The 15,468-nt window shown below is 69.1% G+C and carries 16 protein-coding genes; 8 read left to right on the plus strand and 8 right to left on the minus strand.

The features are described 5' to 3' along the window. The first annotated feature begins 78 nt into the window (after window positions 1-78). The 5 genes from atpA to HKK74_RS10350 all read left to right on the plus strand — a co-directional run bounded on the left by atpA (window position 79) and on the right by HKK74_RS10350 (window position 5,082). Complete coding sequence (gene atpA / locus HKK74_RS10330) at window positions 79-1,716, plus strand: F0F1 ATP synthase subunit alpha (RefSeq protein ID WP_187242914.1); 1,638 nt, start codon at window positions 79-81, stop codon at window positions 1,714-1,716. Window positions 1,717-1,722: 6 nt separating this feature from the next. Beyond that, window positions 1,723-2,628: a F0F1 ATP synthase subunit gamma gene (locus tag HKK74_RS10335; protein ID WP_187242915.1), complete on the plus strand. Its 906-nt coding sequence runs from the start codon at window positions 1,723-1,725 to the stop codon at window positions 2,626-2,628. Window positions 2,629-2,636: 8 nt separating this feature from the next. Further along, window positions 2,637-4,067 carry a F0F1 ATP synthase subunit beta gene (gene atpD, locus HKK74_RS10340; protein ID WP_187242916.1) on the plus strand — a complete coding sequence of 477 codons (1,431 nt, stop codon included), beginning with the start codon at window positions 2,637-2,639 and terminating at the stop codon, window positions 4,065-4,067. A 100-nt stretch (window positions 4,068-4,167) separates the two neighbouring features. Next, the gene (locus HKK74_RS10345) at window positions 4,168-4,569 is read left to right on the plus strand and encodes a F0F1 ATP synthase subunit epsilon (RefSeq protein WP_187242917.1); all 402 of its coding nucleotides are present in this window, start codon (window positions 4,168-4,170) and stop codon (window positions 4,567-4,569) included. Between the two features lie 21 nt (window positions 4,570-4,590). Continuing rightward, window positions 4,591-5,082, plus strand: a complete 492-nt coding sequence (locus HKK74_RS10350) for a DUF2550 domain-containing protein (RefSeq protein ID WP_187242918.1) — start codon at window positions 4,591-4,593, stop codon at window positions 5,080-5,082. 28 nt (window positions 5,083-5,110) lie between these two features. Here the strand turns inward: HKK74_RS10350 and HKK74_RS10355 are convergent, their stop codons facing one another. From HKK74_RS10355 to HKK74_RS10385, 7 genes are all read right to left on the minus strand, one after another. Further along, window positions 5,111-5,929: a DUF4097 family beta strand repeat-containing protein gene (locus HKK74_RS10355; RefSeq protein ID WP_187242919.1), complete on the minus strand. Its 819-nt coding sequence runs from the start codon at window positions 5,927-5,929 to the stop codon at window positions 5,111-5,113. A gap of 148 nt (window positions 5,930-6,077) precedes the next feature. Next, window positions 6,078-6,722 carry a cob(I)yrinic acid a,c-diamide adenosyltransferase gene (locus HKK74_RS10360; protein ID WP_187242920.1) on the minus strand — a complete coding sequence of 215 codons (645 nt, stop codon included), beginning with the start codon at window positions 6,720-6,722 and terminating at the stop codon, window positions 6,078-6,080. Window positions 6,723-7,310: 588 nt separating this feature from the next. Beyond that, on the minus strand, window positions 7,311-7,919 hold the full coding sequence (locus tag HKK74_RS10365; RefSeq protein ID WP_187242921.1) for a TetR/AcrR family transcriptional regulator: 609 nt from the start codon (window positions 7,917-7,919) through the stop codon (window positions 7,311-7,313). Window positions 7,920-8,532: 613 nt separating this feature from the next. Further along, entirely contained in the window at window positions 8,533-9,153 is a 621-nt protein-coding gene (locus tag HKK74_RS10370; protein ID WP_187243088.1) for a response regulator, read from the minus strand. Window positions 9,154-9,164: 11 nt separating this feature from the next. Continuing rightward, window positions 9,165-10,367, minus strand: coding sequence for a sensor histidine kinase (locus tag HKK74_RS10375; protein ID WP_187242922.1), 1,203 nt, complete (start codon window positions 10,365-10,367; stop codon window positions 9,165-9,167). 11 nt (window positions 10,368-10,378) lie between these two features. Continuing rightward, a complete protein-coding gene (locus tag HKK74_RS10380; protein ID WP_187242923.1) occupies window positions 10,379-11,209 on the minus strand; it encodes an ABC transporter permease in 831 nt (276 codons plus the stop codon). Continuing rightward, window positions 11,206-12,048, minus strand: a complete 843-nt coding sequence (locus HKK74_RS10385) for an ABC transporter ATP-binding protein (protein WP_187242924.1) — start codon at window positions 12,046-12,048, stop codon at window positions 11,206-11,208. Before HKK74_RS10385 ends, HKK74_RS10380 begins: the two co-directional genes overlap by 4 nt. 166 nt (window positions 12,049-12,214) lie before the next feature. On the opposite strand from HKK74_RS10385, the gene HKK74_RS10390 reads away from it, so the two are divergent. The 3 genes from HKK74_RS10390 to HKK74_RS10400 all read left to right on the plus strand — a co-directional run bounded on the left by HKK74_RS10390 (window position 12,215) and on the right by HKK74_RS10400 (window position 14,522). Beyond that, on the plus strand, window positions 12,215-12,757 hold the full coding sequence (locus HKK74_RS10390) for a SigE family RNA polymerase sigma factor (protein ID WP_222722120.1): 543 nt from the start codon (window positions 12,215-12,217) through the stop codon (window positions 12,755-12,757). Next, window positions 12,754-13,458, plus strand: coding sequence for a hypothetical protein (locus HKK74_RS10395; RefSeq protein WP_187242926.1), 705 nt, complete (start codon window positions 12,754-12,756; stop codon window positions 13,456-13,458). The genes HKK74_RS10390 and HKK74_RS10395 overlap by 4 nt, the downstream gene beginning before the upstream one ends. Before the next feature lie 254 nt (window positions 13,459-13,712). Next, complete coding sequence (locus tag HKK74_RS10400; RefSeq protein ID WP_187242927.1) at window positions 13,713-14,522, plus strand: phosphotransferase family protein; 810 nt, start codon at window positions 13,713-13,715, stop codon at window positions 14,520-14,522. Between the two features lie 138 nt (window positions 14,523-14,660). On the opposite strand, the gene HKK74_RS10405 is transcribed toward HKK74_RS10400, so the two are convergent. Beyond that, entirely contained in the window at window positions 14,661-15,449 is a 789-nt protein-coding gene (locus HKK74_RS10405; RefSeq protein ID WP_187242928.1) for a site-2 protease family protein, read from the minus strand. Between the last annotated feature and the right edge of the window lie 19 nt (window positions 15,450-15,468).

Below are 15,468 nucleotides of genomic sequence, written 5' to 3' on the forward strand. Positions count from 1 at the left end.
ACAGGCGTCGAGCCGGCCGGTGGCCGAGTCGAGAGCACGCAACGAGCTGACCCGAACAGAGGAAGCAAGAGAGGAATCATGGCGGAGCTGACGATCCGTCCGGATGAGATCCGGACCGCGCTGGAGCGCTTCGTCCAGTCGTACGAGCCCGAAGCCGCCGCGCGCGAGGAGGTCGGCACCGTCGTCGATTCCGGCGACGGCATCGCGCACGTCGAGGGCCTGCCCTCGACGATGGCGAACGAGATCCTCGAGTTCGAGGACGGCACGCGTGGCCTGGCTCTGAACCTGGACGTCCGTGAGATCGGCGCCGTTGTCCTTGGCGACTTCAGCAACATCGAAGAGGGCCAGCCGGTCCGCCGTACCGGCGAGGTCCTCTCGGTGCCGATCGGCGACGGCTTCCTTGGCCGTGTCGTCGACGCGCTGGGCAACCCGCTGGACGGCAAGGGCGACATCGAGTCGTCCGGCCGCCGCGCGCTCGAGCTGCAGGCGCCGAGCGTCGTGCAGCGGCAGTCGGTCAAGGAGCCGCTGCAGACCGGCATCAAGGCGATCGACTCGATGACGCCGATCGGCCGGGGCCAGCGACAGCTGATCATCGGTGACCGGCAGACCGGCAAGACCACCATCGCGGTCGACACGATCATCGCCCAGCGCGAGAACTGGGAGTCGGGCGACCCCACCAAGCAGGTGCGCTGCATCTACGTGGCGGTCGGCCAGAAGGGCTCCACGATCGCGTCGGTGCGCGGCACCCTCGAGGAGGCCGGCGCGCTGGAGTACACCACCATCGTCGCCGCCCCCGCGTCCGACCCCGCGGGCTACAAGTACATCGCTCCCTACACCGGTTCGGCCATCGGCCAGCACTGGATGTACGAGGGCAAGCACGTCCTCATCGTCTTCGACGACCTGTCGAAGCAGGCCGAGGCCTACCGCGCGGTGTCCCTGCTGCTGCGCCGCCCGCCGGGCCGTGAGGCCTACCCGGGTGACGTGTTCTACCTGCACTCCCGGCTGCTGGAGCGCTGCGCGAAGCTGTCCGACGACATGGGCGGCGGATCGATGACCGGCCTGCCGATCGTCGAGACGAAGGCCAACGACGTGTCGGCCTACATCCCGACCAACGTCATCTCGATCACCGACGGCCAGTGCTTCCTGGAGACCGACCTGTTCAACCAGGGGGTCCGCCCGGCGATCAACGTCGGTGTCTCGGTCTCCCGGGTCGGTGGTTCCGCACAGGTCAAGGCGATGCGCAAGGTCGCCGGTACGCTCCGGCTGGCCCTGTCGCAGTACCGTGACCTGGAGGCCTTCGCCGCCTTCGCCTCCGACCTCGACGCGGCCTCCCGCGCCCAGCTGGAGCGGGGCGCGCGGCTGGTCGAGCTGCTCAAGCAGGCCCAGCACGTGCTCTACCCGGTCGAGAGGGAGGTCGTCTCGATCTGGATGGCGACGTCCGGCCAGCTGGACGACGTGCCGGTCGAGGACATCCGCCGGTTCGAGGGCGAGTTCCTCGACTTCCTCGCGCACAACAGCGGCGGAGTCCTGGACTCGATCCGCGAGACCGGCGAGATGACCGACGACGCCCTGACCGCCCTCAAGGACGCCATCACGGAGTTCAAGAAGGGCTTCCAGGCCAGCACAGGCGAGCTCCTCGTCGAGGACGAGCCGGTCGAGGCGCTGGGCGAGGACGACGTCGAGCAGGAGAAGATCACTCGGGTAAAGAAGAGCTGATCGGCGATGGGTGCACAGCTTCGTCAACTGCGGCAGCGGATCAAGACGGTCAAGTCGACCGCCAAGATCACGCGTGCCCAAGAGCTCATCGCCACGTCCCGCATCGTCAAGGCGCAGGAGCGGGTGAAGGCGTCGGCACCGTACGCGCGGCATATCACGCGTGCGGTGACCGCACTCATCAGCCACCAGACCAACGTGGCGCACCCGCTGCTGCGGGAGGACCCGGAGCGTCGTCGGGCGGCGGTGCTCCTCATCACGAGCGACCGAGGGTTCTGCGGCGGGTTCAACGCCAATGTCCTCCGTGAGTCCGAGGCGCTCATGGCGAAGTTGCGGAACGAGGGCAAGGAGCCCGTCGCCTACATAGTCGGCACCAAGGGCGTCAACTGGTACCGCTTCCGCGATCGTGCCATCGAGGAAGAGTGGACCGGATTCAGCGGCGCGCCGAGGTTCGAGCATGCCGAGACCATCGGCCGGCGGCTCGTCGCCGACTTCCTGGCCGAGGGAGAGGAAGGGCTCGGTGAGATCCACGTGATCTACACCGAGTTCGTGTCGATGCTGACGCAGGCCGTCCAGACCCGGCGCCTGCTTCCGCTCGAGATCGAAGAGGTCGAGGCGTCCAAGGACAACGTGCCGCCCGCCTACGAGTTCGAGCCGTCGGCCAAGACCGCCCTCGACCAGTTGCTGCCGAACTATGTCGAGAGCCGCATCTGGCACATGCTGCTCCAGTCCGCCGCCTCCTACTACGCGGCGACGCGAAGGGCCATGAAGTCGGCCACCGACAACGCCAATGAACTGCTCGGGGTCTACACGCGCCGTGCCAACCAGGCACGGCAGGCCGAGATCACCCAGGAAATCAGCGAAATCGTCGGTGGCGCCAACGCGCTCGCCGAGGCTAGCGCGGGGAGTGAGTGAGAGTCACCATGACTGCTTCGGTAGAGACAACTGCGGCAACGGGCCGCGTCGCCCGGGTCATCGGCCCGGTCGTCGACGCGGAATTCCCTGCCGACGACATGCCGGAAATCTTCAACGCCCTCCAGGTGGAGGTCGCGACCGGCGACGAGACCAAGACGCTGACCCTCGAGGTGGCTCAGCACCTGGGTGACAACATCGTCAGGGCCATCTCGATGCAGCCCACCGACGGAATGGTCCGGGGCATGACGGTCACCGACACCGGTCGGCCGATCTCGGTGCCGGTCGGCGACGTGACCAAGGGCCACGTGTGGAACGCCCTCGGCGAGTCGCTCGACGTGCCGACCTCGTCGCTCAAGGTCGAGGAGCGGTGGGGGATCCACCGGAAGGCCCCGGCGTTCGACCAGCTCGAGTCCAGGACCGAGATGCTCGAGACCGGCATCAAGGTCATCGACCTGCTCACCCCGTACGTCAAGGGCGGCAAGATCGGCCTGTTCGGCGGCGCGGGCGTCGGCAAGACGGTCCTCATCCAGGAGATGATCCGCCGAGTCGCCAAGAACTTCGGTGGCACCTCCTGCTTCGCCGGCGTCGGCGAGCGCACCCGTGAGGGCAACGACCTCTGGGTGGAGATGGCCGAGTCCGGCGTTCTCGAGGACACCGCCCTGGTGTTCGGCCAGATGGACGAGCCGCCGGGTACCCGTCTCCGGGTGGCGCTGTCCGCGCTGACCATGGCGGAGTACTTCCGCGATGTCCAGAAGCAGGACGTGCTGCTGTTCATCGACAACATCTTCCGGTTCACCCAGGCGGGGTCCGAGGTGTCGACCCTGCTCGGCCGCATGCCGTCCGCGGTGGGCTACCAGCCGACCCTGGCCGACGAGATGGGTCAGCTGCAGGAGCGGATCACCTCGACCCGCGGTCACTCGATCACCTCGATGCAGGCCATCTACGTGCCCGCGGACGACATCACCGACCCCGCTCCGCACACCACGTTCGCGCACCTCGACGCGACGACGGTGCTGTCCCGGGCGATCACGGAGAAGGGCATCTACCCCGCGGTGGACCCGCTCGACTCCACCTCCCGGATCATGGACCCGCACATCGTCGGCGACGAGCACTACAACGTCGCCATGTCCGTGATCGCGATCCTGCAGAAGTACAAGGAGCTGCAGGACATCATCGCGATCCTCGGTATCGACGAGCTGTCCGAAGAGGACAAGGTCACGGTGCAGCGGGCGCGGCGCATCGAGCGGTTCCTGTCGCACCCGATGTTCGTCGCCGAGGCGTTCACCGGCCAGCCCGGTGTCTTTGTGCCGCTGGACGAGACCGTGGCCTCGTTCAAGGCGCTCACCGAGGGCAAGTACGACCACATCCCCGAGCAGGCGTTCTTCATGTGCGGTGGCATCGAGGACGTTGAGAAGAAGGCCAGGGAGCTGGAGAGCTGATGGTGATGGGGCTGAGCCCGGGGCGGTCGACCCGCTCACCGTCCCGGCTCGTCCCACCAGTTATCCTCTCTCGCACAGCCGCCCCATCCGGAGGAAGCAAGTGGCAAGCGAAACGCTGAAGGTCGGACTCGTCTCGCCGGAACGGGAGATCTGGTCCGGGGAGGCCGAGCACGTCATCGCCCAGACCATCGAGGGCGAGATGGGCATCCTGGTCGGTCACGTTCCGGTGCTCGGCATCCTCGTGGACGGCAGCGTGGTCCGCATCAAGCCGGTGGACCAGGCAGAATGGATCACTGCGATGGTGGGCAGCGGCTTCTTCTCGGTCGCCGCGAACGAGATCGCCGTGCTCGCCGAGCAGGCCGAGCTCGGGTCGGCGATCGACGTCGCCGCCGCTCGCGCCGCGCTGGACGAGGCCGTCCAGGCGGAGAGTAGAGACGACGAGACAGTGGTGGCCGAGCGGCGTGCCCGGGCGCGCCTTCGGGCCGCCGGTGAAGAGGCCTAGTCGACGCCGAAGGCGGGGGGAGTGAGCGAGCACCTGGCACTTGACGTCGGCGGGGTGTTCGCCGCGATCCTGCTCGTGGTGGTGCTCGGCTTCGTCGTGGTGTCCGTACGGCGATGGCTCTTCGAACGCGCCGGCGGCACCGTCGAATGCAGTCTGCGTACGTTGCCCACCAGCAAGTCCGACAGTCTGACCGGGGACGGTTCCGACCAGGACGGCGCGGGGGTGTGGCAGCTCGGGCTCGGGCGTTACAAAGGCGACGAGCTGCACTGGCACCGAATCTTCGGTTTCCGCAAAAGGCCCCGGCAGGTGATCCATCGCCGGGGCCTTATCGTGTCCAACCGCCGCAGCCCGAAAGATGAAGAGGCCGCGGCGCTCGTACCGGACGCCGACATCATCGAGGTGCGCGACGGAGACCTCACCGTCGAGCTGGCCATGAGCGCCGCCGCCCTCACCGGTTTCCTCGCCTGGCTGGAGGCCGCGCCGCCCGGTTTCCCCATCGACTTCCCGGGCTGACCCACGCGGCCCGCCCGGCCGCGCACGCTCAGGCTTCGAGGATCTTGATGGCGCCGGAGTCGGTCGACACCCTCACCCGGAACTGAGAGGCCGGGTCCCGATTCACATCGATGGTCTCGGGGCCGGCGTCGGTGTTGGTGACCACGGCGTACGCTCGGTCGCCCGGCAGTACCAGCTCGACCGCACCCGAGTCGGAGGTGGCCATGACGTTCGAGGGCGGCGCTGTGCAGGTCGCCCGGATGCGTCCGGAGTCCGTGCTGGCCGTGAGACTCGAGACCGTGAGGTTCTCGGCGGTGATGGTGCCGGAGTTGGTGCGCAGGGTGCTGGTCTCCGCCTTGCCCGCCACCTGGATGGTGCCCGAGTCGCTCGTCGCGACCACCTTCGGCGAACGCAGGTCGACGAGGTTGATGGTGCCGGAGTCGGTGTGCGCGTTCACCGAGCCCGCCACGCCGGTCACCTGAAGCCTGCCGCTGTCGCCGGTCAGCTGAACATTGGTGTCGCGCGGCACCGTGACCCGATAGCCGATCTTGCAGGTCGGGCTGATCCCGATATGGATCCCGTCCCGGCAGTCGTAGCGCAGGTGCAGGGTGCCGTTCACAGTGGTGTTCTTGGACGTGGGCCGCTCACCCTTGGTGAACGAGAGCCGCTCGTGCACTGTGACCTTCGTGACGTCTGCTCCGACGACCTCGATCCGGTCGCTGTCGACCCCGAGTCGCACGGTGGAGACGGGTTCGGAGACGTCGTAGGAGCGGTTCTCGTGTAGCGTCTCGGCACTGACGCCGATGCCGCAACCGCTCGCGGCCACCGCCACTCCCGCCAGCGCCACCGACCACGTGACAACCCTCATCGTCCCCTCGCTTCCGGTCGCGCTCTTTGCATGTGTACAGCATCGGGGAGACGAGCGGCGCCCGACAGGTGGCCCGCAGGCGTCTCGGCGGTGGGGCTAGCCCCACCGCCGGACCGGCCGGCGGGCCGGTCTCACGTCCTCCGGTGGCCTACTCCTGTGCCGAGGGGCCGCCGGGCTTCCACAGGACGTCTCCGTGGTCGGCGTTGACCACCCGGGTCAGGATGAACACAAGATCCGAGAGCCGGTTGAGGTAGCGCGCGGTCAGTGGGTTGACGCCCCCGGCCGCCGACCGGGTCTCTTCGCCCGGGCCCCCCGCGGTGCCGTGCGCCTCGATGGCCGCCCAGGTGGAGCGTTCGGCCCGCCGTACGACCGTGCGCGCCACATGGAGCAGCGCCGCTCCGGGCGTACCGCCCGGCAGGATGAAGCTGCGCAGCGGCCGCAACCGCTCGTTGTGGGCGTCACACGCCTCTTCGAGGCGGGTGATGTAGCCGTCGTCGATCCGCAACGGAGGGTACGGGGGATCGTCGACGACGGGTGCGCACAGGTCCGCTCCGACATCGAAGAGGTCGTTCTGGATCCGGATGAGCAAAGTGACGATGTCCGCCGGCAGGTCGCCCATGGCCACGGCGACCCCGATCGCGCTGTTGGCCTCTTCGACATCGGCGTACGCGGCCAGCCGCGGATCGGTCTTGGCCGTCCTGCTGCCGTCGCCCAGCCCGGTCGTGCCGTCGTCACCGGTCTTCGTGTAGATCCGGGACAGTACGACCGGTGTCTCTTCACGTTTCGTCGCCATACGCGCCACCCTAGACGCAGGCACGGAGAGTGACCGACGCCGTCCCCGGCGGCCGGCGCGGTTTGGCGAGGCCCTTAGAGACCGAGGTGTCCGGCGCGGATGCGGCGTGCGTCATTCCGTCCGTGATCATGCAGTTGTTCGCGGCTGGAGTGTTGGGTGTGTGGCGGGTGGTGAATAAGTGCGTGATCACGGCGGTGAGGGGCCGGGCTGGTCTGGGTGTCGATCAAGCATTGGGGTACTTCTACGTGCCTTAATGCTTGATCGACTGCGTGCCGTGGGTCAGAGCGCGGGGTCGGGCCTTCGGAAGAGGGCCGTGCCGACCGTGCCGAGCGTCAGTGCGATGGCGGTCAGGGCCACCAGTGGCGTCACGTGAGTTCTGTGGCGGGCAGTGCGGGGACGTGGCTGAATGGCGTGCGTTATTCCGTCCGTGATCATGCAGTTGTTCGCGCCTGGAGTGTTGGGTGTGTGGCGGGTGGTGAATAAGTGCATGATCACGGCGGTGAGGGGCCGGTCTGCTTTGGGTGTCGATCAAGCCTGGCCGAGATGGAACCCGGCTCTTTGTGGCACGACCCGTTAGTCCGGCCGGGTTCAGTTCGGCAGGGCCGAGAGGAAGATGTACTGCGCGGTTCTGAGCAGATCGTCCTCGGTGGGCCGAGGATCGCCCTGGACGCCCGTCGTGATCAGCTCCTGGACGGCTCCGATCAGCCCGATCGCCAGGTTGTGGTGGTCGATCTCCTCGAGCACCGTGTGGTCGCGCATCAGCCCGGCCATGAGCGCGGCGAACTCGTTGACGGTGCGCAGCCGCTGTGGCACGAGTGGGTCACCGGCCCGCCGGACCTCGACATGGGCGATGCGGGCCCGGCGCTCATCACTGATCATGTAGCGGATGTAGGCGCAGAGCCCCGCGCGGACGAGGTCGCGGGGGGCGTCACCCGCCTGGTCGAGCGCGCTCCGCACGATCGCCATGGCCTCGTCGACGATGTCGCTGTAGACGGCGCTGAGAACGGCCTCTCGTCCATCGAAGCACTGGTAGAAGGCCCGGGTTGAGATCTTGGCGTCCGCGCACAGAAGGTCGATGGTGGTGGCGGGATAACCCTGGGTCCCGAACCGGTCGAAGGCTGCGGCCAGCACGCGTCCCCGGCGCTCTGCCACCCGCTCCTGCGCGGACAGCCCCCGGTAGGTTCGTGACTCGCTCATACGCCCCCCTTCCCCGCGCGAAGATATTCGCATGGCGCGCGTGGCCGTACCCGGTGAAGGCCCAGGTGAGAGGGTTGCCGGAAGGTGATAGTCCACTGTGCGGCCGGTACGGGGCGGAGCCGGAGGCGGGGCGGCCGGCCGTGCCTTCCGGCCGGGGACCGGCCGGAAAGGAGAACGCCCCCGCCGCGCCTCCCGGAAGGGGAGGGGACGAGGGCGTCCGCCGGAACGGCATCCGGGCAGTTCGACCGGAGCCGGCTTGCCTCGGGTCACCGGGTCTTCGCCTGGCGGGCGCGGCGGATGCGGCCGGCCTTCTTCGCCTCGGCCTGTAGGCGCCGGAGGCGGTCGTCGGCGATTGCCTTCATGACGCCGGTGTGCGGGTTCATGGTGTTTCTCCTCTGTCGCCGGGCCGGTCCGTTCCGGCCCTACGACTACAAGGTTCGTTCTAAGGCGGGGTGGGCCACATCGGGATGACGCCCTATCTCCGGCGGTCCCGCCGCCTTAGGGCCCCCGGCCCCGCCTTAGGCGGCTCACCGCGGCCGCCCGGCGTGGGACATCACCCCTCAGACCACGGCCGAGCGGTGCGCCGCTCGACCGGTACGGCACGGGCGACAGATCATGCCCGAGGCAGGATTCCGCGCTCCAGAGCCGTGGTCACCGCCGCGGTGCGGTCGGACACGCTGAGCTTGCCGAAGGTCCGCAGCAGGTGCGTCTTGACGGTCGCCTCGCTGATGAAGAGCTCCCGCCCGATCTCGGCGTTCGTGCGACCTCGCGCGACGAGGCTCAGTACCTCGACCTCGCGCGGCGACAGGTCCACCGGGCTGCGCATGCGAGAGACGAGCTTGGCCGCCACTGACGGCGCCAGCACGGTCTCGCCGCGCGCGGCGGCCCGGATCGCCTGCGCCAGGTCCTGCCGCGTCGCGTCCTTGAGCAGGTAGCCCGCGGCTCCGGCCTCGACCGCGCGCAGGATGTCGGCGTCGGTCTCGTACGTCGTCAGCACCACGACGCGGGTTCCCGGGCGCTGGGCGAGCACCCTGGCGGTCGCCTCGACCCCGTCGGCGCCGGGCATCCGCAGGTCCATCAGCACGACGTCGGGCGCGTGCTTGCGCACCGCCGCCACCGCCTCGGCCGCGCCGGCCGCCTCGGCGACCACCTGGAGGCCGGGTTCGTCGGAGAGCATGCCGCGAAGCCCTTCACGTACGACGGGATGGTCGTCTACCAGCAGCACACTGATCACAGGGGAGGACGTCAAGAGGGGACCTCGATGGTGAGGGTGGTGCCATGACCTGGGGAGCTGTCGATGATCATGGTGCCGCCGATCTGGCCGACCCGTTCGCGCATGCCCCGCAGGCCCCAATGCCCACCCGGGCCGGAGTCGACCGCCGACTCGTCGAATCCCGCGCCGTCGTCGCACACCTCCAGGCGCACCACGCCGTCGCCGTAGGACACCCGCACGGCCACGTCGCGGGCGCCGGCGTGCTTGCGGACATTGGCCAGGGCCTCCTGGGCGGTGCGCAGCAGTACGACCTCGGCGGCCGGAGGCAGGGTTCGAGGCTCGCCGAGGGTCTCGTAGGAGGTCGTGCCGTCGATCTCCTCACCGAGCCGCTCCGTCAGCCGCCGTACGGCCTCGGCCAGTGGTGCCGAGCCGAGGGACGGTGGTGCCAGGGCCGCGGTCAGGGCGCGCGCCTCGGCCAGATTCTCACGTGCGGTGCGCTCCGCCAGCTCGAGCGGACGCCGCGCTCCCTCGCCCGCATGCGGCTCGGCGGCCTGCAACAGCATGAGGATGCTGGTGAAGCCCTGGGCGAGCGTGTCATGGATCTCGCTGCTCAGCCGCTGCCGCTCGGCGAGCACGCCCGCCCGGTGATGTGCCGTGGCGAGCTCGGTCCGAGTGGCCTCGAGCTGCTCGATGAGCTCGGCGCGCTCCCTGCTCTGGGCGATGATTCGGTCGACCCACGCGCCGTACGCGACCGAGGACGTCGTCACGATGGCGGTGATGGCGATGAGGGTCACCCCGGTCCCGGGCCTCTGGTCGGACAGCAGCCAGAGGCCCGGGGCCAGGTTCATCATCACGACCACGGAGACCGCCGCACGTACCGGCAGCAGCATGAAGATGTGCGGAAGCAGGGCGAACTGCATGAACCAGCTCGTCTGTTCCAATGCGGCCGACGCCGCGAACAGCGCCGCCGCGACGCCGACGTACCACACCCCGGCCCGGCTGGGCCGCTCACCCGCGAGGCCGCGCCGGCCGGCCACGAGGTAGGCGGGGGCGAGCAGTACGAGCAGCGCGCCCGCGATCAGGCGATCGATCGCCGGCCCGTCCTGCAGCTCGACGATCACGATGGTCGCGATGAGCACCAGGGCGAAGTAACCGTCCCTGGGGGCCGGCCCCCCGCGCTGCCAGGCGTGTTCGCGGGGCGTCGCCGTCGCCGGTGTCGCCGTCGTCTCGGCCATCGCCGCGGCCTTCATCGGTCGTCGCGCCGCTTCCAGCGGAAGGTGGTCAGGCACAGGGCCAGACCCGCCGCACACCAGAGGCTCAGCATGAGGGCCACCCGCCCGTGTTCCCAGCTCGGCACCGGTTCTTGTACGAGAAGCGTGTCGGGCAGCAGCGCGGATCGCAACCCCTGGCACATCCACTTGAGAGGGAACAGGGCGGAGAGCTGCTGGACCGCCTTCGGCAGGTCGCCGAACATGAAGAACACCCCTGAGGTGAACTGCAGCACCAGGAAGGGCACGTTGAGCACGGTCGAGGCGCTCCGGTGCGATCTCGGCACGCTGCTGATCGCGATGCCGAGGAGCGTGCAGGACGCCACACCGAGCATGAAGACCCAGCCGAAGGTGATCCATCGGCCGAGGTCGCCGGGCGGCTCCAGGCCGTACAGCACCGTCCCGATCACCAGGAGCAGGGCCGTCTCCAGGACCGAGAGCACCAACGCGCAGATCGTCTTGCCGATGAAGTAGGCGGACCGCGGCATCGGCGACCCGTACAGGCGCTTGAGCGTGCCGTCGTCACGCTCGGTCGCGATGCCGACGCCGATGCCGACGAAGGTCGTGGACATGATGCCGGCGGCGATGATCCCGGCCGAAAGGTACTGCCGGTAGTCGATGCCGGTGGCACCGATCTCACCGTTCAGGATCGCGCCGAGGACGACCAGAAGTATGACCGGCATGGCGAACGTGAAGAGGACCGCCTCTTTCTCGCGGAAGAAGCTCTTGACCTCCAGACCGCCGCGGGACAGGCCGACGCGCAGCGGTGCGGGGAGTGTGGCGGTCCGCATGGCGTTTCGGGAACTCATGCCGGTCCTCCGATCATGCTCAGGTACATGTCCTCCAGGGAGGGGCGGGTCACGGTGAGCTCGGGGATCTCGCCGCCGAACCGTTCGCTCAGCTCCGCGATCACCTGGGTCGGCGTGTCGGTCTCGATGACTCCGCGTTCGGAGCCGGAGTCGAGCCAGCCGACCCGTGCGGTGGCGGCGGAGCGCCCGCCGAGTTCGCCGGGCGTGTTCACCTCGAGAATCCGCCCCCGGGCGATCACGGCCACCCGGTCCGCCAGCGCCTCGGCCTCGTCCAGGTAGTGCGTCGTCAGCAGGATCGTCGTGCCGCCGTGGGAGAGGTCCTCGATGAGCTTCCAGAACCGGCGGCGCGCCTCTGGGTCGAACCCGGTGGTCGGCTCGTCCAGGAAGAGAAGCTCGGGCCGGCCGATGATCCCCAGCGCGACGTCCACCCGCCTGCGCTGGCCGCCCGACAGCCGGCCCAGCCGCACGCCCGCCTTCTCGGAGAGCCCCACCGCGTGGATCACCGCCTCCGGGTCACTCGGCTCCGGGTGGTAACCGGCGAAGTGCCGGACCATCTCTCGAACGGTCAGTTCCGATGAGTCGCCCGAGGTCTGCGGCACGATGCCGAGGCGGCTCCGCCACTCCCGGGTTGCGCGCCCGGGATCGCACCCGAGCACTCGCACCTCGCCGGAGTCACGTCGCCGATGGCCCTCGAGTATCTCGACGGTCGTGCTCTTGCCCGCGCCGTTCGGGCCGAGCAGCGCGAAGACCTCGCCCTGAGCGATGTCGAGGTCGATGCCGTCGACCGCCTTGTTCGCGCCGTAGCTCTTGCGCAGGTCGCGTACTTCCACTGCTGTCATGGATCCAGCGTCCGCCCGCCACAGGCCGCGCGGAGTCCACCGACCGGTCATGCGTCCGTCCACCGAACGGTGGACACGGGCGTCCCCCCATCACCGGGTGTCGCTCCGTAGGCTCGGTTCTCGTCCGGCCGCCAACCTTTTCCGGACCCTCGTGCGTGCTATGGCCGTGAGTGAGACGACAACGAGAGCGTCACCTCTGAGTGACGCGGCGTACACCGCCTTCGTCGAGGTGGCGTGGGACCGGCATCTGCGGGTCGCCACGCTGCTCACCGGCGACGCCCACCGGGCCGAGGAACTGCTTCAGGACTGCCTGGTGGAGCTCTATGTGCGGTGGCCGCGCGTGTCAAAGAGCGGTGATCCGCACGCGTACCTGCGCCGGATGCTGGTCAACGGGAACGTGAGCTGGTGGCGGCGCCGGCGGCGGGAGTTGCTCACCGCCGAGACGCCGGACCGCGCGGATCCGCTGTCGGCACCGCGTGAACCGCACGAGGAACTGCGGCGTGCGCTGCTCGCCCTGCCCCGGCAGCAGCGGGCCGTCGTCGTGCTCCGGCACTTCGACGACCTCACCGAGAAGGCGGTGGCGGCCGCGCTGGGATGCACCGTCGGCACCGTCGGCACCGTCAAGAGTCAGCATTTCCGGGCGATGGCACGGCTGCGGGAACTCCTGCACCCCGTCGGCCTGGACGAACCGAAGGAGGCGGCACTGTGAGCATGGAACAGGATCCACTGTCGGTCGCGCTGCGCGACCTGGCCGACCGGCAGACGGTCCCCGCGGCGCCGGTCGAGCAGGTGCTCCGGCGGGGACGCCGCGCCAAGCGTGTCCGGGCGGCCGGGCTCACCGCGGTGGGCGCCGCCGCCGCCGCCGTCGTCGCCGGCGCTCTCGGGATCGGTGGGGCGGCGCCCCCGGAACCCGCGCCGGGCGTCGCGGTCTCCTCGGAGGCCGTGCTGACGCCCACCATGCGCCTGGCCGCGGCGGCGGACAGGACGGCGCGGAACACCTTCCGGCTGAAGTGGACCTATGTGATCTCACAGCGAGGAGGCGCGGACGCTAAGGAGATCTATGTCGGCGCCTTCGATCCCGTGCACCGCCGGGGCTACCTGAACGGCCCGGTCAGCGGGATGACACAGCGGTTCATCGGCGATGACGCCTACGTGTGGCGCGGCAAGTGGCAGAAGCGGCCCGGGCGTCCGACGGACGCCGCGGTGGGAACCTATGGTGCACCCGGCCAGCTCAGCGCACTCGAGCTCTCCACAGCTCCCGGCACGTTCCTCAAGAAGCTCCAAGCCCTCGGGAAGGTCACCTATGTCGGGCGCTCCGGCAGCGGCGGAGCGGCCGTGGAGCGGTACTCGTTCACCTATGCGAACAGGGCACGACCACGACGGGCTCGTTCGAGGTCGCCGCCGACCTGATCAAGAAGGTCGTCCAGCGGACGACGGTGAAGAGCCCGGATCCGAAGGTCGCGGACGCCGACCCCGTCACGTTCACCGTCACCGCCGACTTCTCCGACTACGGCGTCCCGGTAGCGGTCGAACCGCCCGTCCTGAAGTGATCTCTGACTAAGCGGTCCCGCCCACTCGGCGTGGGCGGCAAGGTGGCGATGGGAAGTTGGGACGGCCTGGTGCCCGACGGGCCGCTTGCCATCCAGTTCTGACAAGGGGGTCTCATGCGTAGCGACTGGACCGACCTGCCGCCCGAGGTGCTCGGCGCGATCAAGGCGCACACCGGCCCGATCCACCAAGTCGAGCACGCGCCGGCCGGGAACCACGCCGACATCGCCGCCACCGTGAACGCCGTGGGCGGGCGGGTGTTCGTCAAAGCCGCCCGGAAGGCGTCGCCGGATCGGGACGGGCCGGAGGTTCGGTCGCTGCGTAACGAGGCCAGGATCAACCCGCACGTGTGCGAGTTCGCCCCCCGGCTTCTGTGGGAAGCAGAGACCGGGGGGTGGCTCGCCCTCGGGTTTGAGCATGTGCACGGCAGGCATGCCGACTACTCACCGGGCTCGCCGGACCTCGAACTACTGGTGAAGGTCATCGACGGCCTTCAGGCGATGCCCTGCCCGGACGTGGTGGGCATGCGGGTCGAGCGGCGCTGGGCGTCCGTTGCTGACGATGTGTCCCCGATGGCCGGCGACGCGCTCCTGCACACCGACGTGAACGCCACCAACCTGATCATCACCGAGGACGGCCGCGCCTACGGGGTCGATTGGGCGTTCGCGTCCCGCGGGGCGGCTTGGGTGGAGTTGGGACTCCTGATCCCCTGGCTGCTCAAAGCCGGCCACACCCCGGCCGAGGCCGCGCGGTGGGTCGCGCAGTTCCCCTCATGGGCCAGCGCCGACCCGGCCGCCGTCGAGCTGTTCTCTGACGCGTTCGCCGAGCGGTGGGCCCGGCACGCGGCCGGCAACGGTGAAGGCTGGGTCGCCGAGCACGCCGAGCTCACCCGCCGGTGGGCCGACTACCGCAGGAGCCTCCGGTGACCGCCTGGACCCAGGTCCACGACACTCAGCCCGTGACCACCCAAGCGGTGAGGTCGTGGAGGTTGACGTGGAGATGATCCCGCTCATGGCATTCCGCAAGCGAGACTTGCGGTGAGGCTACCCGCCGTACGTGCGGCATCAGTTGCGCCAGAATTGGAAGAGCGTGTGGCCGACCTGGATGGGCAGCCGGTCGATGCCGAGCGCGTCGGTGATGTAGTAGATCGCGTCGAAGAAGGCGCCGTTGATCGGTCCGAACCAGAGCAGGGCGATCAGGATGAAGAAGGCGTAGCCGCCGATCTCGTTCGCCTTCTGGGCCCACTTCCGCGGAAGGTACGGGTCGATGATTCCGAACCCGTCCAGTCCCGGGATCGGCAGCAGGTTGAGCAGCGCCGCGGTGACCTGCAGGAACGTGAGGAAGGCGAGACCGGACCAGAAGATCCCGTGGTCGTCCTCGGCGAGGACGTTGACGGCCAGCGCGAGGGCGAGCGCGAAGGCCAGGTTGGCCAGCGGTCCCGCAGCCGAGATCAGGCTGTGCCTGAGCCGGCCACGGATCCTTCCGCGCTCGATCCAGATCGCGCCGCCGGGCAGGCCTATTCCGCCGATCAGCATGAAGAGCACCGGGATCGCGAAGCTCAGGATCGGGTCGGCGTACTTCAGCGGGTTCAGCGTCAGATAGCCCTTGGTGGCGATGCTGTCGTCACCCGAGCGGTAGGCGAAGTAGGCGTGGCCGAACTCGTGCAGGCAGAGCGAGACGATCCAGGCCCCGGCCACGAACCCGAACAGCGCGAGCCGGGCCGGCTGCTCCACGATGTTCTCGTAGCGCCAGACGATCAGGCCGCACAGCACGGTGGCCGCGAGGATCGCGAGGAACACCGGGCTGAGCCGTAGGTTCGCGCGGCTTCCCCGCAACTCGTGCACCGATCCCATCGTGACCCTTCTCCCGCCG

This window comes from Actinomadura alba (genome assembly GCF_014323705.1).
Lineage (GTDB): Bacteria > Actinomycetota > Actinomycetes > Streptosporangiales > Streptosporangiaceae > Actinomadura_C > Actinomadura_C alba.